Here is a 25,705-nt window from a genome sequence, read left to right as displayed (position 1 = left end):
AGCTTTCCCGGTGCGATTGTCCATGGAACCCCCGATAAGAATAACGCGTTCTCTGCGATAAAGGGCATGCGTAATGAAGAAATAAGGACCGAGCACTTGGAGGCCGGCGTGAACGGTCCCTAAGAATTGGCGTTCTTCCTCCAACTTATGAATCGCCCGACGAAAAGCGCGGAGCATGAGCCATGCGGTCTTGTGGGAAACGCCGATCCTTGCAGACAGTTGGACTGCGTTTACACCGTAAGAAGCGCTCAGCAATTCGACGGCGGCGAGCCATTTATCCAAGGAAGTTCTGCTCTTCTCCATGACGGTACCGGCGGTCAAGGAGGTTTGGTGACGGCACAGTGCGCATTGGTAAAGGGGGTTACGACGGGTACCGATTGTATAGCAGCCCTTATATCCGCACCGTGGGCATTCAAAACCGCTCGGCCAGCGTTGACGGTAGAAATATTGATAAGCTCGGCTTTGTTTATCCATGTTAAATCAACTCCTTACATGATAAATTATACCGAACATATGTTCCTGTGTAAAGTTGCATTTTCCGTTTTCCGCTGAGGGAAGGGAATATGGACGGAATGTGCTCGAGAGCATTACAAGGGTCGATGGCGAGCGCACAAGTCGGAGGTAAAAGAGGGGGTTTGGCGCGGTTTGCTGTATGAAAGGAATGCAAGCTTGGCTGCTGAGGGAAGGGAATAGAGACGAAATGTGTTCGAGAACATTACAAGGGTCGATGGGGTGGATGGCGAGGCGCACATGTTGGGGATAAAAGAGGGTGTTTGGCGCGGATTGCTATGTGAAAGGTACACGAGCTTGGTGCTGAGGGAAGGGAATATGGACGGAATGTGCTCGAGAGCATTACAAGGGTCGATGGGACGGATGGCGAGGCGCACAAGTCGGAGGTAAAAGAGGGGGTTTGGCGCGGATTGCTTTATGAAAGGAATGCAAGCTTGGCTGCTGAGGGAAGGGAATAGGGACGAAATGTGTTCGAGAGCATTACAAGGGTCGATGGGAGGATAGCGAGGCGCACATGTTGGGGGATAGAAAAGGGTGGATTGTCGCGGATTGCTATGTGAAAGGTACACGAGCTTGGCTGCTGAGGGAAGGGAATAGGAACGAAATGTTTTCGAGGGCATTACAAGGGTCGATGGGAGGATGGCGAGGCGCACATGTTGGGGATAGAAAAGGGTGGATTGTCGCGGATTGCTATGTGAAAGGTACACGAGCTTGGCTGCTGAATGAATGGAATATGGACGGAATGTGCTCGAGAGCATCACAAGGGTCGATGGGGGTGGATGGCGAGGCGCACATGTTGGGGATAGAAGAGGGTGGACTGTCGCGGATTGCTGTGTGACTGGTATGCAAGCTTGGCTGCTGAGGAAAGGAAATATGAACGGAATAGTGCGCGAAAGGTATTACAAGGCGCAGATGGGGCGGAGGTCAAGTCGCATATGTGCTGAAAAACGGGAGAAGGAGAGAAATGCGTTTCAGAGCGACGAAGGGGACGGAAAGTAAACTTGTGCGGAAAGGTTGGGAAACGGTGCAACAATCAATTTACCGCGTACGGCGTCTGGGGACTTGGATCATGAAGAGTCGCGTGGATGCTGAAGTAAGGGAATACGAGCGGAATGCGCGAGAAAAAAGAATAGGCGTCGACGGGAGAGCTAATTTCGGGATGGCAACAAGATAAGCGGGAACGGCAAGATACAATCTATGGGCTGAAAAAGAAGTGCGAAGCAACCAAGACTGCATTGAGAAGGTCAGCTTGAACAAGATGGTAAGAGAGTGGGCTGCGATCAGAAAGAGATTAGCGGGAGGGACGGTGAAAGTACGAGAAGGAAGAGAGAGTTGTAATAAATTTGAGAGGAGCATGCGGCGTGGTAAACGGCACAGAGAACGCGATGTAGGAGAAGCGGATGAATGTGTACGCCGCTGGTTAATCTTTTCGCGGACGGGGGAGACTGGGAGGTGATACATCCCGGAAGGAGCATGAATTTATGCGCACAACGCGAAAAGAGGGCTTATTAAAGCAAGGAGGACTGGAGCGGTCTCAAGCGGGGGTAGAGGCGAGAGGCGCGTGGCCGACGGACGCCGAGGCGCTGGTCGAGTTTGCGGCGGAACCGGGCAGCCGGCCGGCGTTTGCGAAAAGCGGGAATCCGCGTGTACATAAATCGTAAACTTATGGTATTCTATGCACGTACCGCGGAACCATGGTTTAGGAGGCTATGCGCTTGATTATCAACATCGAACGCGTCGGCTTTGCCGATTATGATATGGATTTATTTCATTTGTGCAAATTGTTTTACGAGGAGGCGGACGTTCGCTTCGACGGGGAGGACGGCGAGGCGGCGCAAGCCGATCTGGGAATCCGGATCGCGCTGACGATCGACGAAGAGCGGGATCGCGTCGGCGTCGAGGTTTCGGCGGCGGAGGCGTCCGGCAACACGTGGGATGCGTCGTACGAGCGGCCGCTGTCCAGCCAGACGGGCGACGACCGGCGCCGGGTCATTAAGCGGGCGCTGGGCGCCGGGCTCGTCAAGGCGTTGGAGCAGGCGACGGGGCTCGCGCAGCCGTGGGGAACGCTGACCGGCGTCCGGCCGACGAAGCTGATGCACAATCTCCTGCTGCGTCACGACGCCGAGCAGGCCGCTCGCATCATTCAGGACGAATATTTCGTGACGGAAGAGAAGGCTCGGCTGCTCACGGACGTGGCGGAGCGTCAGTTGAAGGTCATTCCGGATTTGCATACGATCAATGAAAACGAAGTGAGCGTGTATATCGGCATTCCGTTCTGCCCGACGAAATGCGCATACTGCACGTTCCCGGCATACGACATTCGGGGAAACAACGGCTCGGTGGAGGCGTTCCTCGAAGGTCTGCATTACGAGATCCGGGAAACCGGCCGTTGGCTGAAGGCGGCGGGTCTTGGGATTACGACGATTTATTGGGGCGGCGGCACGCCGACGAGCATCGAGGCAGAGCAGATGGACGCACTGTTCGTCACGCTGCACGAGTCGTTCCCGGGCATGGACAAGGTTCGGGAGCTGACCGTCGAGGCAGGACGCCCCGACACGATCACGCCCGAGAAGCTCGAAGTGATGCGGAAATGGAAGGTGGACCGCATTTCCATCAATCCGCAAAGCTTTACGCAGCAGACGCTGGACACGATCGGCCGTCATCACAGCGTAAAGGAGACGGTGGAGAAGTTTCTGCTGTCCCGGTCCATGGGCATGAACAATATCAACATGGATTTGATTATCGGGCTGCCGAACGAGGGACTGCCGGAGCTGAAGCACACGCTCTCCGAGACGGAAAAATTGATGCCGGAGTCGCTCACCGTGCACACTTTATCCTTCAAACGCGCGTCTAAAATGACGAAGGATCGCGATCGGTACGAAGTGGCGGAGCGGGACGAAATTCGGGCGATGATGGAAGAGGCGATCCGGTGGACGAAACGTCACGGTTATGTCCCTTACTACTTGTATCGCCAGAAGAACATCCTCGGCAATTTGGAGAACGTGGGCTACAGCTTGGAGGGCAAAGAAAGCCTCTATAATATTTTGATGATGGAGGAGCGCCAAACGGTCGTGGGTCTCGGCTGCGGCGCGGTCAGCAAGGTTGTGTACCCAGGCGGGGAAGACGGTCGCGAACGGGTGGAGCGGTTTCCGAACCCGAAAGAGCCGTTCCATTACAATCAAGCTTTCCAAGAATACACGAAAAAGAAGCTGGAGCTGCTCCAAAGCGCTTACGGGAACGTCGCGATCGACCAATAGAGAAAACGGGAGAGAAAAACGTACTAATGAAACGGAATTGGATTCGAAACGCCGTCCTGTCGGGATTGACGCTCGTCGTCGCGGCGGCGGGATGTTTGACGGGCGGAGGAACGGCTACGGCAGGCGGGATTTCTCAGGCCGCGGAATGGTTTTCGGGCAAGGCCGTCGGGCCGGTGTCGCTGCAGATGCCCGAGCAGCTGGCGAACGCGCGCGCGGAGTATGACGTCATTGTCGCGGGCACGGACCCGGAAGGGGTGGCGGCGGCGGTATCGGCGGCGCGCAACGGGCTCAAGGTGCTGCTGGTTGACGGCCGCAATCGGCGGACGCTGGGCGGCTTGATGACGCTCGGCTGGCTGAATACGGTCGATTTGAATCGATATAACAACGTCATTTTAAATCAAGGGATTTTCAGCGAATGGTATAAAATGACCGAAGGGGACTCCTTCGACGTCAACACGGCCTCGGCCGCATTCCAAAAGCTCGTCGACGCGGAGCCGAACATCGACGTCATGATGCCGGTGCGGGACATGCAGCCGGTCGTCGAAGAGATCGGCGGCGCGCCGAGGGTGGTCGGCATGGAGCTGACGACCCAGGAGGGCGCCGAACTGTTCGTCCGCTCGGGCGCGGTAATCGACGCGACGCAGGACGGCGACATTTTCGCGGCGGCCGGCGTGCCGTTCACGTTCGGCAGGGAGGACATCGGGCAGCCGGACGCCAAAATGGCGGTGACGCTCGTATTCCGCATGAACGGCGTAACGCCGAAGGTGTGGAACGGCATTCGGGAGCGGCTGAAGGGCAAGAAGGGGTACGGCACGACGGAAATGTCGGCTTGGGGATACATCGAGATGTACCAATACAAGCCGAGCCAGCCGCAGGTGAAGATGCGCGGACTTAACATCGGCCGGCAAAACGACAATACGGCGCTCGTCAACGCGTTGCTGTTGTTCGACGTCGATCCGCTCGATCCCGCCTCCGTCCAGGCCGGCATCGAAGCCGGGAAGCGGGAACTGCCGCTGATCATGAAGCATATGCAGCAGCAGTTTCCGGAGCTCTCGACGTTAACGCTCGGGGGGACCGCGCCGGAGCCGTATATTCGAGAGTCGCGCCATATGATCGGCGAGTACCGGCTGAATATTATCGATTTGCTCGAAAACAAGGACAAATGGGACCGCATCGCCTTCGGGTCGTATCCGATCGACCTGCAGCCGACGTCGCCGACGGACAGCGGCAATATTTTGTTTAAGCCGATCAAGTACGCGGTGCCGTTCCGGAGCATCGTGCCGAAGGAGGTCGACGGCTTGCTCGTCGTCGGTCGCGCGGCTTCGTTCGATACGCTGCCGCACGGCAGCGCGCGCACGATTCCCGTCGGCATGGCGACGGGGCAGGCGGCCGGAGCGGCCGTCAAGATAGCCAAGGAGCGAGGTCTGACGTTCCGCGAGATGTCGAAGGACGCGTCGGCGATCGCGACGCTCCAAAGCCGCTTGAACGCGCAGGGCATGTCGCTCCATCCGTACACGGTGCCGCTGCAGCCGTATGAGAAGCACCGCGCATATTCGGGGCTCAAAACGGTCGTTTCGCTCGGACTCGTATCCGGGAAGTACGACAACGATTTCCGTTTGGACGAGACTGCGAATCCGGTCGAGTACGGTTTGCTTTACGCGGGTTCCCGCGGGTATTTCGGACAAAAAATGCCTGCACACCCGAGCGCATGGTTTCCGGCGGACAAAACGCTCGAGGAGCAGCTGCGCAAATCGCCGCTGACGCTCGAGAACGCGGCGCTCATCGCCGCGACGGCGCTCGGCCTCGAGCCCGCGCCGAACGGCGCGCTGGCGGCGCTCAAAGCCGGCGGCTACTTGCGGGACGTGACGATCGCGGGCATCCAAAATCCCGCGAAGCTGACGGTGGGCGAGTCGTACATGCTGTTCAGGGACATTGCCATGGCGCTCGGCTTCCGTCCGCCGGTGTCGTCCATAAGGTGACGATAACACGATGGAAACGTTTCCCAAATTGTAACCTTTCTGTAACCTTTCTTTCATGTTCGCTTAACGTTGATCGCATACAATGATCTCGACCCCCTTTTTTGACATATATTTTCACTCTTGGCTCGCGGCGGTTGCGCCGCGGGCACCTTTGTTTTTCGGGGGTACGAACTTGACATTTACGTTCGATGTCAGTAAAATTGGTGAAAAGTTTCAGTTTTTCACAGTGATTCGGTGACGGGATGAAGTACTCCGGTTGCGGCTTGCCCCCAGAGAGAGACGCCATAGGCTGAAAGCGTCTTGCAGCGGACGGACGAATGACCTCCCCGAGAACATACGGCGAACCGGACGGCGGACGTACCGCATGACGTCCCGCAAGTAGCCCTATGCGCGTAACGAGCGTTAAAGCGTTAGAGCGAAGGCATGCCTTCGGAATGTGGGTGGCACCACGGGAAATTCGTCACGAATCTCTCGTCCCTGACAAGCGCGTATTGTCGGGGACGGGAGTTTTTTTATTCTTGCCGTTGGTAGAATCAGGAGGTTCCAATCCAATGTCGTTCCAAAAACCGAAAGGCACGCAAGATTTGCTGCCCGGCGAAATCGAACGCTGGCAGTTCGTCGAGGCGAAGGCGAGGGAAGTTTGTTCTAAATTTCTATACCGCGAAATCCGGACGCCGATTTTCGAATCGACGGAACTGTTTCAGCGCGGAGTAGGGGAGACGACGGACGTCGTCGAGAAGGAAATGTACACGTTCTTAGACAAGGGCGATCGAAGCATGACGCTTCGGCCGGAAGGTACCGCCGGCGTCGTGCGGGCGTATGTCGAGAACAAGCTGTACGGCGATCCCGATATTACGAAGCTCTATTACATCGGACCGATGTTCCGTTACGAGCAGCCGCAGGCGGGCCGCTACCGCCAATTCCATCAGTTCGGCATCGAGGCGTTCGGCTCGGACGATCCGTCGCTCGACGCGGAAGTGATCGCGCTCGGCAGCCGCTTTTACACGGAAATCGGCCTCACGGGCTTCACGCTCGAGATCAATTCGGTCGGCACGCCGGCGTCGCGCGCCGCGTTCCGCGAGAAGCTGCTCGCCTTCCTCGAGCCGAAGCGGGACGTCCTGTGCAGGGACTGCCGCTCGCGGATGGACCGCAATCCGCTGCGCGTGCTCGACTGCAAGGTCGATCAGGCGCATTTCGAAGGAGCGCCGTCGCTGCTCGACAACCTCGACGAGGGGAGCGCCGCGCACTTCGAGAAGGTGAAGGCGCATCTCGACGCGATGGGTATCGCCTACACGATCAACCCGCGTCTCGTGCGCGGACTCGATTATTACACGCACACGGCGTTCGAGTTCAAAGCGGCGGGCATCGGGTCGATCGATACGATCGGGGGCGGCGGCCGGTATAACGGCCTCGTATCCGAAATCGGCGGACCGGAGCAGACGGGCGTCGGCTTCGGGCTCGGCCTCGAGCGGGTGCTGCTCGTGCTCGAGAAGCAGGGCGTGGAGCTGCCGAAGGCGGCCGCGCCGGACGTGTACTTCGTGGCGCTCGGCGAAGCGGCCGAGGCGCGAATCGTCCCGCTGCTGAACGAAGCGCGCGGACGCGGCATCGTCGCCGAGAAGGATTACGGCGGCCGCAAAATGAAGGCGCAGCTGAAGTCCGCCGACCGCCTCGCGGCGAAATACGCGGCGATTCTCGGCGACGACGAGCTCGCCCGCGGGGAAATCGTGCTGAAGTCGCTCGCGACAGGCGAACAGCGCACCGTGGCGCTGTCGGACTTGTTTGCGGTTTTGCTCGAAGGGTAATGCAAAAATAATTATTTTTTGATCAAAGGGGTAATTGACTATGATGCTGCGGACGCATAAATGCGGAACGCTGACGAAAGCGAACGTCGGGGAAACGGTCGTATTGAACGGTTGGGTGCAGCGCCGTCGCGACTTGGGCGGCGTATTGTTCATCGATCTCCGGGATCGGAGCGGATTGATTCAAATCGTGTTCAATCCAGCGTTCTCGGGCGAGGCTTTGGAGACGGCGGACAAATGCCGCAACGAGTTCGTCATCGCGGTGAAAGGGAAAGTCGTCGAGCGCGATCCGGAAACGTATAACGCGAACCTGCCGACGGGCGAGATCGAAGTGCAGGTGACGGAAATCGAAATATTCAACGGGGCGAAAACGCCGCCGTTCTTCATCGAAGACGGCGTGGACGTCGACGAATCGGTTCGCTTGAAGTATCGCTACCTTGACCTGCGCCGTCCGGAAATGCAGCGCACGCTCATGCTGCGCGCGAAGGCGGCGAAGGTATTCCGCGATTTCCTCGACGCGAACGAATTCGTGGAAGTGGAAACGCCGATCCTAACGAAGAGCACGCCGGAAGGCGCGCGCGACTATTTGGTGCCGAGCCGCGTACATCCGGGCGAATTTTTCGCGCTGCCGCAGTCGCCGCAAATTTTCAAGCAATTGCTGATGGTCGGCGGCATGGAGCGCTATTATCAAATCGCGCGCTGCTTCCGCGACGAAGATTTGCGGGCGGACCGGCAGCCGGAATTCACGCAGGTCGACATCGAGACGTCGTTCCTGTCGCAGGACCAGCTGCTCACGATCATGGAAGAGCTCGTCGCGAAGCTGTTCCGCGAGACGGTCGGCTACGAAGTGCCGACGCCGTTCCAGCGTCTCCCGTACGCGGACGCGATCGGCAAGTACGGTTCCGACAAGCCGGATCTGCGCTTCGGGCTGGAGCTCGTCGACGTGTCGGACATCGTGGCGACCTCGGGCGTGAAGGTGTTCGGCCAAGTCGTCGCCGGCGGCGGCATCGTGAAGGCGATCAACGCGAAAGGCTGCGCGAACTGGAGCCGCAAGGAGCTTGACGATTTGACTCCGTTCGCGGCGCGTTACGGCGGCAAAGGGCTCGCGTACATCGTCGTCAAAGACGGCGAGTGGAAGGGGCCGATCGTGAAGTTCCTCAGCCCGGAAGAGATCGCGGCGCTGACGGAGCGCCTCGGCGCGGAAGAAGGCGACGTGCTGCTGTTCAGCGCGGACAAAGCGAAGGTCGTGCACGACGTGCTCGGCAACCTGCGCCTGAAGCTCGGCAAGGAGCTCGGCCTCATCAACGAGAGCGAATACCGCTTCGCATGGGTCGTCGACTTCCCGCTGCTCGGCTGGGACGAGGAAGAGAAGCGTTGGGTCGCGGAGCACCATCCCTTCACCCGTCCGCGCGACGAAGATTTGCCGCTGTTCGAGTCGAACCCGGGCGCGATTCGCGCGCAGGCGTACGACCTCGTGCTGAACGGCTACGAAGTCGGCGGCGGCTCGATGCGGATTTACAAGCGCGACGTGCAGGAGAAAATGTTCGCGGCGCTTGGGCTTTCGATGGAAGAAGCGCATGAGAAATTCGGCTTCCTGCTCGACGCGTTCGATTACGGCACCCCGCCGCACGGCGGTATTGCATTCGGCTTCGACCGCTTGGTGATGCTGCTCTCGAACCGCACGAACCTGCGCGAGACGATCGCGTTCCCGAAAACGGCGAGCGCGACCGACCTGCTCTCCGGCGCGCCGTCCGAAGTCGATGGCAAGCAGCTGGACCAGCTGTCGATCCGCGTAGCGCTGCCGGTCAAGCCGGAGCCAGTGAAGCAATAACGGAACGGAGGCGACGCGCGATATGCTGAATCAATTCTCGCGCACGGAGCTCGCGATCGGGCCGGAAGGCGTCGAAGCGCTGAAGAACAGCACCGTCGCGGTGCTCGGCATCGGCGGCGTCGGTTCGATCGCGGCGGAGGCGCTCGCCCGCGCGGGCGTCGGCCGCATTATCATGATCGACAAGGACGTCGTCGACATCACCAACATCAACCGCCAGATTCATGCGCTGACGACGACGGTCGGCCAGCCGAAGGCGGAGCTGATGCGCGAGCGGATCAAGCTGATCAACCCGGATTGCGACGCGATCGCGCTCCGGATGTTTTACACGGAAGAGACGTACGAGAAGCTGTTCGAGTATCCGCTCGATTATGTGATGGACGCGTCGGACACGATTATCTACAAGGTGCATCTGATCCTGCAGTGCAAGCAGCGCGGCATTCCGGTCATCTCGAGCATGGGCGCGGCGAACAAGATGGATCCGACGAAGTTCCAAGTCGTCGACATTTCGAAAACGCACACGGACCCGCTCGCGCGCGTCGTGCGGCGCAAGCTGCGCGAGGCGGGCGTGACGAAGGGCGTGAAGGTCGTCTTCTCGACCGAAACGCCGAAAAAACCGCGCGTCGACGTGACGCAGCGCATTGTGCCCGAGAACGCGCCGGACATTCGGAAGGCGCAGCAGCCGCCGGCGAGCAACTCGTTCGTGCCGCCGGTCGCGGGGCTGATCATGGTGAGCGTCATCGTGAACGATTTGCTGAAGAAGCACGGCATCGAAGTGTAATGGTACGAGTATGGGTTAGAGAACACAGCAAGGGCAAGTTCATCCGGTTTCCCGGGTGGACTTGTCTCTTTTTGAAGCTGAAGCATTTTTGGATATTCGGCGGCGCCGAAACGGATGTAAGTTATGCATTGAAATAATAGACCGGTTCGGTCGAAAACACCGATCTCGACGTCCGAGCGTAGTCGCTCGGGCGTTTTTCCGTTATAATTTAGAAAATTTCTAATGCAACACTCTTGATGGCGAGGGGACGGAAGGAAACGTGGACTTGTTTACTTATCGCGCGGAATCCGGGGCGGCCCCGGGGCGGCAGCCGCTCGCGGAGCGGATGCGGGCGCGCACGATCGAAGAATACATCGGGCAGGAGCATATCGTCGGGCCCGGGAAAATGCTGCGGCGGGCGATCGAAGGGGACCAGGTGACGTCGATCATCCTGTTCGGGCCGCCGGGCACCGGCAAAACGACGCTCGCGCACATCATCGCGAACCGGACGGATGGGGAATTCGTCCGCCTAAATGCGGTGGACGCGTCGGTGAAAGACGTGCGGGAGACGATCGAACGCGCGAAGGAGACGCGGGCGCTGTACGACCGCAAGACGATTTTGTTCCTCGACGAGGTGCATCGTTTCAAATCGTCGCAGCAGGACGCGCTGCTGCCGGCCGTCGAGGCGGGCACGATCGTGTTCATCGGCGCGACGACGGAAAACCCGTTCCACTCGATCAACGGGGCGCTCCTGTCGCGGTCGACGCTGTTCCGGCTCGAGAAGCTGACGCCGGAGCATGCGATGGAGGCGATGCGCCGCGCGCTCGCCGACCGCGAGCGCGGGCTCGGCGCGCTGTCGCTGCGCGTCGACGAGGAGGCGCTCGTCCACATCGCGACGGTGGCCGGCGGCGACCTCCGGCGCGCGCTCAACGCGCTCGAGCTGGCGGCGCTGACGACGCCGCGGAGCGCGGACGGCAGCGTTCATATTACGCTCGACGCCGCGGAGGAATCGATCCGCCAGCCGACGGTGGCGGCCGACGAATCGACGCAGTACGACGTGCTGTCGGCGTTCCATAAGAGCGTCCGGGGCTCGTCCGACGCGGCGCTGTTCTGGTTTTTGTACGCGGTAGAGAAGCTCGGCATGGATCCGATGGTGTTCCTGCGGCGCCTCATCGTCGCCTGCAGCGAAGATATCGGGCTCGCCAACCCGCAGGCGATGGTGCAGGCGGTGACGGCGATGGATGCGTATCACAAGATCGGCTGGCCGGAGGCGAAGTACAACATCGCCCAAGCGATTCTGTTCGCGGTGGAAAGCCCGAAATCGAATTCGATCGGACGCGCCATGGAGCGGGTGGATGCCGCCTTCGCTCGGCTCGGGGCCGCGGAGGTGCCGATGCATTTGCGGGACGGTCATTACAAAGGCTCGCAGCAGCTCGGGCACGTCGGCTACAAATATCCCCACGATTATCCGAACCACTACGTGGAGCAGCAGTATTTGCCGAACGCGATTCGGGACGAGGCGTTCTTCATCGCTTCGAACCAGGGGACGGAAGCGAAAATGCGGGAAAATCAGCAGCGTCGGCGCTCGAAATAGGATGCGATGAAAAAATGTTCGAAGTCGAAAAAATGTTCTTGTGATGTCGAGAGGCGTCGAATATAATGGGCCTATGAACACAATTTCGTAGATGAACCGTTGTTCGGAAAAGAGGGACCTCTTTGATTCATGAGAAAACCCGGCAGCTCGTGAAAGTCAGCACCTTATATTATCTCGACGGCATGAATCAGCAGGAAATCTCGAAGAAATTGGGCATTTCTCGTCCGCAGGTGAGCCGCATGCTCGCCGCCGCCAAAGCCGAAGGCATCGTCCAAATTACGATCAAAAACCCGTTCTCCGAGGAGCAGGCGTACGAGCGCGCGATCGAGGAGGCGTTCGGCATCGCCGATGCGGTCGTCGTGAACGGCGGCGACGCCGACCGCCCGATGGTCGAGCTGATGGTCGCCCGCGCGGCGGCCGCCTTGCTCGAGAACGTGATTAAGGACGGAGACGTCGTCGGCGTTATGGCCGGACGGACGGTCGGGCTCGTCGGCGCCGAAATGACGTACCTCGGCAGGAAGGACGTCAGCTTCGTGCCGCTCGTCGGCGGCTGGGGGCCCGACGGCGCGGCGTACCACGCGAACTCGAACACGCGGACATTCGCCGAGCGTGCGCGGGCGAAGCATTATTTGCTCAACGCGCCGGCCATCGTCGGCTCGGAGGAAGCGAAGGCGCTGTTCGTCCGAGAGCGGGAGATCGGGGACGTGCTTGGGCTCGCCCGCCGGTGCGCCGTCGCCGTCGTCGGCATCGGTCCGGTGTCGGAAGAGGCGTCCGTCGTCCGCTCCGGCTACTTCGACAAAAGGGCGATCGACGAGGTCGCCGGGCTCGGCGCCGTTTCGAATTTGTGCACCTCGTTCTTGAACGCGCAGGGGGAGCCGGTGACGTACGAAGCCGAGCGGCGGATGATCGGCCTCGCGGCGGACGAGCTGCGCGGCATTCCGACCGTCATCGCCGCGGCGGCGGGGGAAGAGAAGGCGGCCGCGATCGGCGCCGCGCTGCGCGGCAGGTACGCGGACGCGCTCGTGACCGACATGGACACGGCGAAGCGCGTGCTGGCATGGCATCAAGCGCACCCGTTCCCGGCGTGACGCCGGGCGGGAGCGATACATTTTAACGATACATAGGGGGATGCTCGATGAGAAAGAGACGAGGTTTTTTGGCAGCGCTTTTATTGGTGGTCGCTCTGGTCGCCGCCGGCTGCGGCGCGCAAGGCGGCAGCGGGGGAGACGCGGGGGCGAAGACGATTTCGATTTTGACGCCGTATTTATCTTCCGTGACGACGAACGAAATGGTCGAGTCGCTGAAGGCGCAGGCCGAGGCGAACGGATGGCGGACGAACGTCGTCGACACGAAAGGCGACGTCGGCGCGATGGCGAGCCGGATGGAGGACGTGATCGCGTCGAACGCGGACGCCATCGTCATCGTCAGCACCGATCCGAACCAGCTTCAGGCGCAAATTCGGGCCGCCGCGGAGAAGGGCATCCCCGTATTCGGCTGCGATTCGGGTTACATCGACGGGATGAGCATGAACGCGACGAGCGACAACGCTGCGATGTCGAAGCTGATCACGGACTATTTGTTCGAGCAGATGGGCGAGGAAGGCAAGCTGGTTGCGTTGACGCATCGTCCGCATCCGGGCGTCTTGAAGCGCTCCGAGCAGCTTGATGCGCAGCTTACGGAGAACTCTGCGATCGAGCTCGTGACCGAGCAGCACGTCGATGTGCCGGGACCGATCGAGAACGCGCGGAAGCATATGGAAAGCTTGCTGCTCGCGAACCAGCAGCCGGGGGCGATCACGGCGGTGTGGGCCGCATGGGACGAGCCGGCGATCGGCGCGGCGCAAGCGATTCAGGCGGCGGGCCGCAGCGACATCATCGTCACGGGCATCGACGGCAATTCGCAGGCGGTGGCCATGATTCAAGAGGGCGGACCGCTCGTCGCGACCGTGAAGCAAAATTTCGCCGGCATGGCGGAGCTCGTCACGGCGCAGATCAAGCGGGTGTTCGACGGCCAGAGCGTGGAGGCGACGGAAATGTACGCGCCTGCGACGCTGATCACGAAAGAAAACGCAAGCGAGTTCGCGGCGGAGTAAGCGCGTCGCGGGCGCGGGGCGAAGGCGAAGGAAACGGTTGAACGAAACGGCGGGAGCGGCGGTGCCGCTCCCGTCTCGCGATAGGGGGCTGCCGAATGTGAGCTTACTGAAGGTCGAGCATCTCGATAAAAAATTCGGGCGCCATTACGCGCTGCAGGACGTGACGTTCGAGCTGACGGCGGGGGAGGTGCACGCGCTCGTCGGGGAGAACGGCGCCGGCAAATCGACGCTGATCAAGACGATTACAGGCTTGTACGCGCCCGACGGCGGCTCCATCCTGTGGAAGGGGAAGCCGGTCGCGATCAGCGACCCGGCCGCCGCCCGGCGCCTCGGGGTGAACGTCGTGCACCAGGACCGCCATTTGATTCCGGGCTTTACCGGATACGAAAATTTGTACCTCGGGCTGGACTATCCGAACGCCGGCTTCGGCTTCGGCATCGATTGGAAGCGAATGAAGGAACGAGCGCGCTCGCTCGCCGAGCAGCTCGGAGTCGCGCTCGATTTGAACAAGCCCGCCGCGGCGATGTCGCCGCCGGAGAAGACGGTGCTCGAAATTTTGCGCGCGATGATGCTGGACTGCCAGCTGCTGATCCTCGACGAGCCGACCGCCGCCTTGACCGACCGGGAAGCCGACAAGCTGTTCGCGCTGATCGATCGGCTGAAGCGGCAGGGGACGGCCGTGCTGTACGTGTCGCATCGGCTGGACGAAATTTTCCGCATCGCGGACCGCATTACAGTGTTTCGCAACGGCAAGCGGGTGCGCACGGAGCGGACGGCGGATACGAACAAGGACGAGTTGATCCGCTGGATGAGCGGGGCCGCGGAGTCCATGGCATCCGCGGCGCCCAATGAGCCGGCTGCGCCGGCATCGGAAGCGCCGCCCCGTCGCCTCGGGCGGAGCCGTCCGCCCGGCGCTGCGCTGCTCGAGATCGAAGGGCTGACGACCGCGGACGGGCGCGTCGCGAACGCGAGCCTCCGCGTCTACGAGGGCGAAATCGTCGGCGTGTTCGGCCTCGCCGGTTCGGGACGGACGGAAATGCTGGAAGCGATCTACGGGCTGCGCCGCATCGCCGCCGGCCGCATCCGGCTGGGCGGGGAAGAGGTGCGCCGTCCGACGCCGCGCCGCTCGCTCGACCGCGGCATCGTCCTTATTCCCGAGGAACGGAAACGGGATGCGCTCGTGCTGTCGATGTCGATCCGCGAAAATATGACGCTGCCCGTCATTCGGCAGTTCGGCCGCGCGCTGTCGCTGAACGTTCGCAAGGAGCGCCAAACGGTCGCGCGCTGGATCGAAGCGCTGAAGGTGAAGGCGACCGGCGGGGAGCAGGCCGTCGGCCAGCTGAGCGGCGGCAACCAGCAGAAGGTCGTGTTCGCGAAAGCGCTGCTGTCCGAGCCGCGGGTGTTTCTGTGCGACGAGCCGACGCAGGCGGTCGACGTCATGACGCGGGAGGAAATTCACAGGCTGCTGCGGGAGCAGGCCGACGACGGACGCGGCGTCGTGTTCGTCTCCTCCGACCTGCAGGAGGTGCTCGAGCTCGCGGACCGCATCTACGTGCTGCGGGAAGGCGCCGTCGCGGCGGAGCTCGCGAACGACGGCGTCGCCGCGGAGGATGTGCTCGCCGTCTGCTTCCATCAGAATCGAAAGGGTGACACGCATCATGGCTGAACGGAGCGGCCGCATCGATTGGGTGCGTTTTTTCCGCACATACGGCACGTTGATCGCCGGCGGATTGATCATTGTCGCGTTTTCCGCGCTGAGCCCGCAATCTTTCGCTACCGTAGATAATTTCATTTCGATTACGAGGCAAATTTCGTTCCTCGTCATTATCGCGATCGGGGCGACGCTCGTCATGTCGGTCGGCGAGTTCGATTTGTCCGTCGGCGCGATGGCGAGCTTCGGCGGCGTCTGCGCCGCGCTGCTCGCGGTCGGCGGCGCGCCGCTGCCGCTCGTCTTCCTCGCCCCGACGGCGATCGCGTTCCTGATCGGCTACGGCAACGGGTGGATCGTCACGCGGTTTCGCGTGCTTAGCTTCATCACGACGCTCGCGATGGGCACGATTCTCGGCGGCGTCAATTTCCGCCTGACGAACGGGGCGACGGTGTTCCAGAACATTCCGGAATCGTTCCGCTACGTCGGCCAGACGATGTGGTTCGGCGTTCCGGCGCTGTCCTTCATCATGTTGGCGGTCGTCGTCCTCTTCTGGTACGTCATGGCGCATACGACGTTCGGCCGCAAGCTGTACGCGATCGGCGGCAACGAATCGGCTTCGCGGGTGGCGGGCGTCAACGTGCGGCGCAACAAGAACGTCGCGTTCGCGCTGTGCTCGGCGCTGGCGGCGCTGACGGGCATCCTGCTCGCCTCGCGGCTCGGCTCCGCCCATCCGACGGGCGGCTCCGGCTTGTTCCTACCCGCGTACGCGGCGGCGTTCCTCGGTATGACGTCCTTCAAGGACGGCATTCCGAACGTCTGGGGCACGTTCGTCGGCGCCGCGATCATCGGCGTGCTGGCGAACGGACTGACGATTTTGCAGGTGCCAACGTTCATGCAGGACGTCATTACCGGCTGCATCGTGATCGCGGCGGTGCTCGTCCAGAAGCTGGGGCGCGACGCCGCATGAGCGTGACGTTTCGAAGCGAGGCGAACGAAGCCGCGTTTCGGCGGGCCGAGCGGCGCGGGGAGGCGCTGCTCGCCGGGTATTTGATCGCGACCGACCCGGAGCCGGCGGCTTCGCTCGACATCGTGCGGGAAGCGGTCGTCGCGGGGATCGACATCGTCGAGCTCGGGGTGCCGAGCGCCCGGCCTCATCTGGACGGGGACATCATCCGGCGCGGGCATCGGCGGGTGCGCCGGCGCGGCGATTTGACCCGGGAGGCGCTGCTCGCGTACTGGCGGGACGTCCGCCGCGCCGTCGACGCCCCGATTTGGGCGATGGGGTACGAGGCGGACGTCGTCTCGAGCGGGCTGTACCGGGCGCTGCTCGAGGAGCGGCTCGTCGACGGGCTGCTCGTGCCGGACTGCCCGTTGGAGCGGCTGCTCCCGATCGAAGCGGAGGCGGCGGCGCACGGGGCGGACGTCGTCCGCTTCGTCTCGCCGGCGATGCCGGACGAAGAGCTCGCGCGGGCGTGCCGCGGGGCGGCGGTGCTGTACGCGCAGTCGTACGCGGGGGCGACGGGCGATCCGTTCGCGAAGGTCGGCCGCTTGGACGAGCTGTGCGAGCGGGTGCGCCGCCTTGCGCCCGGCTGCAAAATCGTCGCCGGCTTCGGCCTCAGGACGCCGGAGAAGGTGCGGCTCGCGGTGGAGAGCGGATTCGACGGCGCGGTCGTCGGCTCGGTGCTCGTGAACCGATGCGAGAACGGCGAGCGGGACTATTTGTACCGATTGATCGCGGAGATGAAAATGACGACGTTGAGAAGCGGGGGCGTCTAGTCTATGAGTTGGGTGGCATCGTTCGATATCGGAACGACAAATATGAAGGGCGTGCTGCTGTCGGAAGACGCTCGCGCCGCGCACGAGCGGAGCGTGCCGCTTCCGCTCGAAGAGCGCGACGGGCGGGTCGAGCAGCGGCCGGACGAGTGGATGGGCGCGCTGCGCGCCATCGTGGAGCAGTGGCGGGACGACGGCGTCGCCGCGGAAGACATTCGGCTCGTCGCGTTCAGCGGGCAAATGCAGGATCTCATCCCGGTGGACGGCGACGGCCGTCCGGTCGGCCCGGCGATCTTGTATTCGGACGGCCGGGCGGAAGCCGAAGCGGAGGAGCTTGTTCGCCGCGTCGGCCGGGAGCGGATCGCGGACTTGACGGCGAATCCGTTCAACGGCACGCAGCCGCTCGCGAAGCTGCTGTGGATGAAGCGGCGCGAGCCGGAGCGGTACGCCCGCGTCGCCCGCGCGTTCATCAGCGCCAAGGATTACGTCGTCGCGCAGCTGACCGGCGCCGCCGTCACGGATCCGACGAGCGCATCGACGGCAGGCTGCATGGACATCCGCTCCATGGATTGGAGCGGCGAGCTGCTCGCGGCGGCGGAGACGCCGCGCGGCCTGCTGCCGCGCATCGCGTGGCCGGGCGAGGTCGTCGGCGCCGTGCGGGACGACGCCGCCCGGCTGACGGGGCTGGCGGCGGGCACGCCCGTCCTGTGCGGCATCGGGGACGCCGGCGCGACGACGCTCGGGGCAGGCGTCTATTCCGAGGAGCGGTCGTACATTTATTTGGGGACGACGGGCTGGGCCGCGACGATGTCGCGCGCATGGGGCAGCACGGCGCTGGGCGCCTTCAACCTGGCGTATTTCGAGCCGGGGGCGTACGTCTCGATCGCGCCGCTGCTGAACGCGGGCAACGTGTACCGCTGGGGCGCGTCCGCTTTGGCCGGGCAAGATGCTGCGGGGGAAGCGGACTACGAAGCGTTCGAGCGGCTGGCGCGGGAAGGGCTGGCGGAACCGAATTCGCTGCTGTTTCTGCCGTATTTGCACGGCGAACGGTACCCGGTGCAAGATTTGGCCGCGAGCGGCTGCCTCGTCGGCTTGAAGCCGTCGACGACGCGGAGCCAGATGGCCGCCGCCGTGCTGGAGGGGACCGCGCTGGCGATCCGGCAGGTGATCGAAACGCTGTCGGCGCGCCGCCCGCAGGGCGACATCGTCGTCATCGGAGGCGGCGCGAGGAGCGCGGCGTGGTGCGGCGTCCTGGCGGACGCGCTGCAGGCGCGCATCCGGACGCCCGCGCGGTCGGAATTTTTGCCGGCCGTCGCCGCCGGGGCGCTCGGCTTCCCCGCGCTGGGGTGGGGCCGCGCGTCGGAAGGGATGGAGCGGCATCTCGCTCGGCTCGAATTCCGGACGTACGCGCCGGACGAAGGAAAGCGCGCATACTATGACGAGAAGTTCCGACGCTATGCGAAAATGTACCCCGCGTTCGCTTCCGTATGGTCGGAAGCATAGCGCGATAAAAAAACGATCCGTCCCCGCGGCGCTGCCGAGGAGACGGATCGTTTTTTTCGGATTATTCGGCTTTCAATCGAAGCGATTCCCACAAGTAGTATGTGGCGTACGTGCGCCACGGCGCCCATTCGGCGCCGAGCTTGTCGATGTCCGCCGCGCTCGGCTGCGCGTCCAGGTCGTACACGTTCCGGACGGCGTTGCGCAGGCCGACGTCGGCGGCCGGCAGCAGGTCCGGGCGGCCGTATGCGAAAATGAGCAGACATTCGACGGTCCAGCGGCCGATGCCGCGAAAGCGCGTCAGCTCGGCGACCGCTTCCTCGTCGCTCATCCCCTCGACGTTCGCCCAATCAAGGCGCCCGTCGACGACGGCGCGGGCCGAATCGATCACGTATTCGGCCTTGCGCTGCGAGAACGCGAGCGGGCGGAGCGCGTCGTACGATAGGCGCGCGACCGCTTCCGCGTCGGGAAACGCGAAGAGCGTCTTTCCCTCGTGCTCGAGCGCGTCCCCGGCGAGAATGGCGAGCCGCTCGATGAGCGTCCCCGCGAACGCGAGGTTAAGCTGCTGCGTGACGATCGTCTTGACGAGACATTCGAACGGATCCGGATCGAGCAGCAGCTTCGAGCCGCGGAGCGGGGCGAGCAGCGGAGCGAAGCGCGGGTCGCCGGCGAACCGCGCGTAGAACGGCTCGAGGTCGACGTCGGCTCCGATCATATGCGCGACGGCGCGGATCGCCTGCGCGCGCTCGGCATCGTCGAGGCCGGGCGGCAGCTCGACGAGCGCCGTCGGCTCCTCGACGTCGCCGCCGAAACGCACCGCGACCGGAACCGCTCTGCCGCCGACGCGGATCGCGCGCACGAAACGGAGCTGGTCCGGCTCGAGGCGGACGAGGCGGGCGCGGTTGCCGACCTGTTCGTACCGCTCGAACAGCAGCTTCGCGTTGAAGGGCGGAGCGATTTGGATCGGCACGACGTGCGGCTCGCGCGCGAGTTCGGCCGCGGTCATGCCCGACCGAGCCCCGCGCCCATGAGCAGCGATTCGCCGTCCGCCTTCAGCACGCGATCGATCGTCCCGCCGCCGAGGCACGTTTCGCCATCGTAGAATACGACCGCTTGGCCCGGCGTAATCGCCTTCTGCGGCGCGTCGAATTCGACGACGCACGTGTCCGCGCCCGTCATCGTGACGCGCACGCCTTGGTCCGGCTGCCGGTAGCGGAATTTCGCGCCGCAGGCGAACGTACCGTCCGCCGGCGGGCGGCCCGCGATCCAGCTGACGCCGGTCGCTTCGAGCTTATGCGAATACAATCGCGGATCGGATTCGCCCTGCACGACGTACAGGATGTTGCGCTCGAGATCTTTGTCGGCGACGAACCACGGCTCGCCCGAGCCGCCGCCTCCGATGCCGAGCCCCTGCCGCTGCCCGAGCGTGTAATACATCAAGCCGTCGTGGCGGCCTTTCACTTCGCCGTCGAACGTGCGGATGTCGCCGGGGCGCGCGGGCAAGTAGTTGCTCAGGAACTCGCGGAAGTTTTTCTCGCCGATGAAGCAGACGCCCGTGCTGTCCTTCTTTTTCGCCGTCGCGAGGCCCGCTTCTTCGGCGATCGCCCGGATTTCCGGCTTCGCGTAGCCGCCGATCGGGAACATCGCTTTGGAGAGCTGCTTTTGGTTCAGCGCGTTGAGGAAGTACGTTTGGTCTTTGTTCCGGTCGACGCCGCGCAGCAGTTTAAATTCGCCGTCCTCTTCGACGACGCGCGCGTAATGGCCCGTCGCGACGTAGTCGGCGCCGAGCTCCATCGCTTTCGCGAGAAACTCGCCGAATTTAATTTCCCGATTGCACATGACGTCCGGGTTCGGCGTGCGGCCGGCCCGGTATTCGTCCAGGAAATATTGGAACACTTTATCGTAATATTCCTTCTCGAAGTTGACCGTGTACGACGGGATGCCGATTTGCGCGCAAACGCGGCGCACGTCCTCGGCGTCCTCCTCGGCGGTGCACACGCCGAATTCGTCGGTGTCGTCCCAGTTTTTCATGAACACGCCGATGACGTCGTAGCCTTGCCGCTTGAGCAGCAGCGCCGTCACGGAGCTGTCCACGCCGCCGGACATGCCGACGACGACCCGGGTTTCGGAAGGAGATTTCGTAGGGGTTGTCACGGTGATTACACCCGCTTTCTTTCAGTCTCGGCGACATAGCGCCGAATTGGGATCTATTGTATCATATTCGACATAAAAATACAGAATCGAACAAACTGTAAACATAGACCAAAGTTCGATGATTATAGAAAAGTCTCGACAATTTTATGAATATATAAAGGTTTTCCTTACCAAAGAACATGCCATGTGATAACATAGAAACGTTATCGGGTAAGTTTGGATTTCCATTTTTCCGTCAATTCTAAGGAAGCGAAGCAACGTTTCGCGCGAAACCGGGGTGAACCCTTTGAAAATATCGACGAAAGGCCGCTACGGTCTTACGATCATGATGGAGCTTGCAGTCCGCTACGGAGAAGGTCCGACGTCGCTCAAAGCGATCGCCGAGAAGCACAACTTGTCCGAACACTACTTAGAGCAGCTCATCGCGCCATTGCGCAACGCCGGACTCGTGAAGAGCGTTCGGGGCGCATACGGCGGTTACGTGCTGTCCGAGGCGCCGGAAGACGTGACGGCCGGCCGCATCATTCGCTTGCTGGAAGGGCCGATCTCCCCCGTGGACTTCACGGAAGAGGACGATCCGGCTAAGCGCGATTTATGGATCCGCATCCGCGACTCGATCGCCGCGGTGCTCGACTCGACGACGCTGGCGTCGCTCATTTCCTTCAAAGCCGGCGAAGGACAGCAGGACGGCAGCTATATGTTTTACATTTAGGTCAGGTGAGCCGAACGTATGAGCACGAACGAACCGATATATCTTGATCATGCGGCCACGACGCCGATGCGCCAAGAGGTGCTCGAGTCGATGCTGCCGTACTTCACCCATATGTTCGGCAATCCGTCCAGCGTGCACCGGTTCGGACGGGACGCGAAGACGGCGCTGACCGCGGCGCGCGACTCGCTGGCGCAGCGGCTCGGCTGCTCGCCGAACGAGCTCGTCTTCACGAGCGGCGGCACGGAGAGCGATAATCTCGCGCTGTTCGGCGCGGCGAGCGCCGCGGGAGCGGGACGCCGCAAAATCGTGACGACGGCCGTCGAGCACCATGCGGTGCTGCACGCCGCCGAGGAGCTCGAACGCCTCGGCTTCGAGGTCGTCTACGCGCCGGTCGACGAGACGGGCCGCGTCGACTTGGCCGCGCTCGAGGCGGCGATCGACGATAAGACGGCGGTCGTCTCGGTCATGTTCGGGAATAACGAGGTAGGCACGCTGCAGCCGATCGAGGCGATCGGCGAGCTGGCGCGCCGTCGCGGCGCGGCGTTCCACGTCGACGCCGTGCAGGCGCTCGGCCACGTGCCGATCGATCTCGCTGCCCTGCCCGTCGATCTGATGAGCTTCTCCGCTCACAAGATCAACGGGCCGAAAGGCGTCGGCCTGCTGTACGCGAGCCGGCGCCTCAAGCTGCATGCCCGCGCCTTCGGCGGGCCGCAGGAGCGCGGCCGCCGCGCGGGCACGGAGAACGTCGCCGGCGCGGTCGGCTTCGCCAAGGCGGCCGAGCTCGCCTGCGCGGACATCGAGCGGCGGAGCGCCGAGCTTGCGGCGCTGCGCGAGGCGATGCTGACGACGTTCGAGCGGCTGCTGCCGCCGGGGGCGTTCGTCGTGAACGGCCATCCGACGGAGCGGCTGCCGCATATTTTGAACGTCAGCTTCCCCGGCGCCAGCACCGACACCGCGCTTATGAACCTCGACCTCGACGGCGTCGCCGCGGCGAGCGGTTCCGCCTGCGCGTCGGGCTCGCTCGAGCCGTCGCACGTGCTGCGCGCGATGGGCGCTGACGACGCCCGGCTTCGGTCGGCGATCCGCTTCAGCTTCGGCGAAGGCAATTGTCTCAAATCTGTAACATTTGCAGCCGAAAAAACTGCAACGGTCGTGAAACGACTTGCGTATAAGTGAGATAAGGAAGCGGGAGAGCTTCCCGATGCATGCAAAAAACTTTTCCCATGATCGGCTGCGGTACGGTTAACACCGGTACCCCTTGGGAATAAATAGATTTACAACTCTTTGGCAAAAGGTGGTATCCGTATGATGCGTTGCCCGAACTGCAATTCGAAAGATATCGGTAAAATCGGCTCCCATCAATTTTATTGCTGGGGCTGCTTCATCGAATTGACGGTCAACGGCGAGAAAATGTCCGTCTACCAAGTGGAAGAGGACGGCACGCTCAGCTCGTTGGACGATTTGTTTTTCCCGGAAGAAGAATTGCCCGAAGTTCACGCGAACTGACGGATTCGGTTTTCTATGCGCCCTCCTTCGGACAAGCCCGCGCGGCTCGTCCGAAGGAGGTTTTTTTTCGTCCCTCGCTACATATACTGTTACCCAAATGCGATTTCGGACAAGACGGGGGGAGAAGCGGTGGAACAGTGGTTTCGAAGCAAGCGGTTCGCCGCGCTCGTGTACGCGATTCTCGCTTTGGGCGTCGTTTATATGCTGCTGCTGATCAAGCCGGTGTTCCTCGCGCTGTTCGGTTTTTTGAAGACAGTGCTGATGCCGTTCATTGCCGCCTGGATTTTGTCGTACGTGCTCAATCCGATCGTGAACGCGCTGTGCAGCCGCAGAGTGCCGCGGACGATCGCGGTGCTGCTCATTTACGCGGTATTCGCCCTGGCGGTAACGGTCATATTGATGAACGTCATTCCGATGTTCGTGACGCAGCTGAACGAGCTGCACGAGCATTTGCCGCAATTTACGATGCGCGCGCAAAGCCTCATTATCGATTTGAACCGGAACGATGTTTTGCCGCCGAGCGTGCGGATGGGGATCAACGATGCGATGTACCGCATGGAGCAGCAGCTCGCGGCGGCGATCGCCGGCTTTATCGATCGCATCGGCACGACGGTCGGCGCCGTGTTTATGGCGTTCATCATTCCGTTCTTGACCTTCTACATGCTCAAGGACATGCAATTGATCGAGAAAACGGTGCTGACGTTCGTGCCGACGCAGCACAAGCGCCGCACGATCCGCCTCGTGACGGACATCGACAAGGCGCTCGGCAACTATATTCGCGGGCAGTTTATCGTCTGCGTCATTATCGGCATGTTCGCGTACATCGGTTATTGGCTCGTCGGGGCTCCGTACCCGCTGCTGCTCGCCGCGATCGTCGGGCTGACGAACATTATCCCGTACATCGGTCCGTTCATCGGGGCGGCGCCGGCCATTTTGCTCGCGTCGACCGTCTCGCTGAAAATGGTGCTGCTCGTCATCCTCGTCAACTTCGCCTGCCAAATTCTCGAGGGCAACGTCGTCAGCCCGCAGGTCGTCGGCCGATCGCTGCACATGCACCCGCTGTTGATCATCTTCGCCTTGCTCGTCGGCGGCGAGCTCGGCGGCATCGTCGGCCTCATTTTGGCCGTGCCGACGTTCGCGGTCGGGAAGGTCATTTACCACCATGTGCATTTGTATTATAAAAATCGGAAGCCGGTGACTTGAGAGCGGGGCGCTTGCAGGGGGGATGGCGGTCTGGTGGTTGCCGGTAGACGCCCCCAAACCTGCGCAGCAAGCAAAAACCCCCGGGTGCCAGTCCGGCCCACGGGGGTTTTTGCGAGGTTTGTTCGGTTCGAAATCTAGGGATAATGAAAATCATTATCAAGGGAGTTAATAATAATGTACTATCCCGTTTGACCATTGTCAAGACTATCACGCCTTGGTAAAATGGCCTTGTCAACACGCGTGAAGCACACGCCGTTCGTCCCGGAGGGACGGGCGGCGTTTTTGCGTTTGCGCGACGTTTGCGAAGGAGGGAAGCGCGTTGAGCGGCGGTTTCGAGGAGGCGCATCGGCTTTGGATCGCATCGCATGCAGGGAGGCGGAACGGGGAACGGCGGAGGCGGCTCGAAGAAGGACATTTGTTTTTGGAGAAGGCGTTTCTGGAGAAAGTGTGGTGGCCGGCTTTCGGAACGCTGGAAGACCTTCATCCGGAATACGAAGTGCGCGATTACAATGACGGGCGAAGGTTTCTGGACTTCGCGTATCAACCGTTCGGGGCTAGATTGGCTTTGGAGGCCGACGGGTACTTCCCGCACATCCGCGATGTGGATCGTTGGGAGTACGCGGACAATACGCTGCGCGACGCGCATTTGGTTGCGGACGGATGGACGGTGCTTCATTTTTCGTCGGATATCATCAAGTACCGTTCGCGGCAAGCGCAGCAGCTGCTCAGGCAAATCGTCTGGGGTCGCGGCGGGCAGGGGATGTCTTCCTGCTTGTCGCCGGAGGAGCGCGAAACGCTGCGGTTCGTGAAGCGAAAAGGAGCCGCGGCGACGCCGAAGGAGGTGGCTGCATTTTTGGGGCGAAGCCGCAATACGGCGGGCAAACTTTTGCGCGGGTTAGCGAGCCGGAAACTGCTGCGGGCGGCGAACCCCGACGCCAAACTGGTCCGATCCTATGAAATGACGCAGGTCGGGAGAGATCTTCGGTTATAGACGAGATGCTATTTTGTAAGGTCGTCTTGCGGGCTTGCGGCGAGAACGCGAATTTTGCGCGGTTCGGGGGGGAGAGCACCAAAAGCGAGCGGTCGCGGCGGACGGCGGGTACGAACGGGGATGCGGCGGTTGGCTGGGAGTGTGGCGATCGGCGGCGACAGCACAAATGTTGCGCGGTTCGCGGGGGAAGAGCACAAAAAGCGTGCGGTTGTGGCGGACGGCAGGCACGTACGGGGATGCGGCGGTTGGCTGGGAGGAGGCGGTCGGCGGGGAGAGCACAAAATTTGCGCGGTTCGGGGGGAAGAGCACCAAAAGCGTGCGGTCGCGGCGGACGGCGGGCACGAACGGTGATGCGGCGGTTGGCTGGGAGTGTGGCGGTCGGCGGCGACAGCACGA

Annotated in this window: 21 protein-coding genes; 18 read left to right on the top strand and 3 right to left on the bottom strand. The window is 62.0% G+C overall.

Going from position 1 to position 25,705, the window contains the following annotated elements; genetic code table 11:
* Nucleotides 1-474 (bottom strand): IS1595 family transposase (locus tag VE009_RS24610; protein WP_325012377.1); only part of this gene is annotated, 474 nt, incomplete at its 3' end.
* Nucleotides 475-1,991: 1,517 nt separating this feature from the next.
* On the opposite strand from VE009_RS24610, the gene VE009_RS24605 reads away from it, so the two are divergent.
* The 13 genes from VE009_RS24605 (at nt 1,992) to VE009_RS24545 (ending at nt 18,746) form a co-directional block, all read left to right on the top strand.
* Entirely contained in the window at nt 1,992-2,171 is a 180-nt protein-coding gene (locus tag VE009_RS24605; protein WP_325012375.1) for a hypothetical protein, read from the top strand.
* A 48-nt stretch (nt 2,172-2,219) separates the two neighbouring features.
* Nucleotides 2,220-3,767, top strand: coding sequence for a coproporphyrinogen III oxidase (locus tag VE009_RS24600; protein ID WP_325012373.1), 1,548 nt, complete (start codon nt 2,220-2,222; stop codon nt 3,765-3,767).
* A gap of 26 nt (nt 3,768-3,793) precedes the next feature.
* Nucleotides 3,794-5,746, top strand: a complete 1,953-nt coding sequence (locus tag VE009_RS24595; RefSeq protein ID WP_325012371.1) for an FAD-dependent oxidoreductase — start codon at nt 3,794-3,796, stop codon at nt 5,744-5,746.
* A 551-nt stretch (nt 5,747-6,297) separates the two neighbouring features.
* The gene (hisS, locus tag VE009_RS24590; protein ID WP_325012370.1) at nt 6,298-7,548 is read left to right on the top strand and encodes a histidine--tRNA ligase; all 1,251 of its coding nucleotides are present in this window, start codon (nt 6,298-6,300) and stop codon (nt 7,546-7,548) included.
* A gap of 40 nt (nt 7,549-7,588) precedes the next feature.
* Nucleotides 7,589-9,376, top strand: a complete 1,788-nt coding sequence (aspS, locus tag VE009_RS24585) for an aspartate--tRNA ligase (protein WP_325012368.1) — start codon at nt 7,589-7,591, stop codon at nt 9,374-9,376.
* A 22-nt stretch (nt 9,377-9,398) separates the two neighbouring features.
* Nucleotides 9,399-10,154 carry a tRNA threonylcarbamoyladenosine dehydratase gene (locus VE009_RS24580; RefSeq protein WP_325012366.1) on the top strand — a complete coding sequence of 252 codons (756 nt, stop codon included), beginning with the start codon at nt 9,399-9,401 and terminating at the stop codon, nt 10,152-10,154.
* Between the two features lie 259 nt (nt 10,155-10,413).
* Entirely contained in the window at nt 10,414-11,727 is a 1,314-nt protein-coding gene (locus VE009_RS24575; RefSeq protein WP_325012364.1) for a replication-associated recombination protein A, read from the top strand.
* A 122-nt stretch (nt 11,728-11,849) separates the two neighbouring features.
* Nucleotides 11,850-12,815 (top strand): sugar-binding transcriptional regulator, encoded by a 966-nt coding sequence (locus tag VE009_RS24570; protein ID WP_325012362.1) that lies wholly within the window; start codon nt 11,850-11,852, stop codon nt 12,813-12,815.
* 47 nt (nt 12,816-12,862) lie between these two features.
* Complete coding sequence (locus tag VE009_RS24565; RefSeq protein WP_325012360.1) at nt 12,863-13,819, top strand: sugar ABC transporter substrate-binding protein; 957 nt, start codon at nt 12,863-12,865, stop codon at nt 13,817-13,819.
* Between the two features lie 97 nt (nt 13,820-13,916).
* Nucleotides 13,917-15,485, top strand: coding sequence for a sugar ABC transporter ATP-binding protein (locus VE009_RS24560; RefSeq protein WP_325012358.1), 1,569 nt, complete (start codon nt 13,917-13,919; stop codon nt 15,483-15,485).
* A complete protein-coding gene (locus tag VE009_RS24555) occupies nt 15,478-16,437 on the top strand; it encodes an ABC transporter permease (protein ID WP_325012356.1) in 960 nt (319 codons plus the stop codon). Before VE009_RS24560 ends, VE009_RS24555 begins: the two co-directional genes overlap by 8 nt.
* The gene (gene trpA / locus VE009_RS24550) at nt 16,434-17,246 is read left to right on the top strand and encodes a tryptophan synthase subunit alpha (protein WP_325012354.1); all 813 of its coding nucleotides are present in this window, start codon (nt 16,434-16,436) and stop codon (nt 17,244-17,246) included. The genes VE009_RS24555 and trpA overlap by 4 nt, the downstream gene beginning before the upstream one ends.
* A gap of 3 nt (nt 17,247-17,249) precedes the next feature.
* A complete protein-coding gene (locus VE009_RS24545; protein WP_325012352.1) occupies nt 17,250-18,746 on the top strand; it encodes a xylulokinase in 1,497 nt (498 codons plus the stop codon).
* 61 nt (nt 18,747-18,807) lie between these two features.
* Here the strand turns inward: VE009_RS24545 and VE009_RS24540 are convergent, their stop codons facing one another.
* On the bottom strand, nt 18,808-19,749 hold the full coding sequence (locus VE009_RS24540; RefSeq protein WP_325012350.1) for a DNA-3-methyladenine glycosylase: 942 nt from the start codon (nt 19,747-19,749) through the stop codon (nt 18,808-18,810).
* The gene (gene mnmA / locus VE009_RS24535) at nt 19,746-20,897 is read right to left on the bottom strand and encodes a tRNA 2-thiouridine(34) synthase MnmA (RefSeq protein ID WP_325012348.1); all 1,152 of its coding nucleotides are present in this window, start codon (nt 20,895-20,897) and stop codon (nt 19,746-19,748) included. The genes VE009_RS24540 and mnmA overlap by 4 nt, the downstream gene beginning before the upstream one ends.
* Before the next feature lie 286 nt (nt 20,898-21,183).
* On the opposite strand from mnmA, the gene cymR reads away from it, so the two are divergent.
* From cymR to VE009_RS24510, 5 genes are all read left to right on the top strand, one after another.
* Complete coding sequence (cymR, locus tag VE009_RS24530; RefSeq protein ID WP_325012346.1) at nt 21,184-21,609, top strand: cysteine metabolism transcriptional regulator CymR; 426 nt, start codon at nt 21,184-21,186, stop codon at nt 21,607-21,609.
* Between the two features lie 18 nt (nt 21,610-21,627).
* Nucleotides 21,628-22,785 carry a cysteine desulfurase family protein gene (locus tag VE009_RS24525; RefSeq protein WP_325012344.1) on the top strand — a complete coding sequence of 386 codons (1,158 nt, stop codon included), beginning with the start codon at nt 21,628-21,630 and terminating at the stop codon, nt 22,783-22,785.
* A 129-nt stretch (nt 22,786-22,914) separates the two neighbouring features.
* Nucleotides 22,915-23,115, top strand: coding sequence for a hypothetical protein (locus VE009_RS24520; RefSeq protein ID WP_325012342.1), 201 nt, complete (start codon nt 22,915-22,917; stop codon nt 23,113-23,115).
* 129 nt (nt 23,116-23,244) lie between these two features.
* Nucleotides 23,245-24,318 carry an AI-2E family transporter gene (locus tag VE009_RS24515; RefSeq protein WP_325012340.1) on the top strand — a complete coding sequence of 358 codons (1,074 nt, stop codon included), beginning with the start codon at nt 23,245-23,247 and terminating at the stop codon, nt 24,316-24,318.
* A 319-nt stretch (nt 24,319-24,637) separates the two neighbouring features.
* A complete protein-coding gene (locus VE009_RS24510) occupies nt 24,638-25,309 on the top strand; it encodes a DNA-binding response regulator (RefSeq protein ID WP_325012338.1) in 672 nt (223 codons plus the stop codon).
* The last annotated feature ends 396 nt before the right edge of the window (nt 25,310-25,705 follow it).

The organism is Paenibacillus sp., from assembly GCF_035645195.1.
In the GTDB taxonomy this organism is placed as follows: Bacteria; Bacillota; Bacilli; order Paenibacillales; family YIM-B00363; genus Paenibacillus_AE.
Note: the sequence above shows the minus strand (reverse complement) of the source record. Positions and strands in the feature narration are given on the sequence as shown.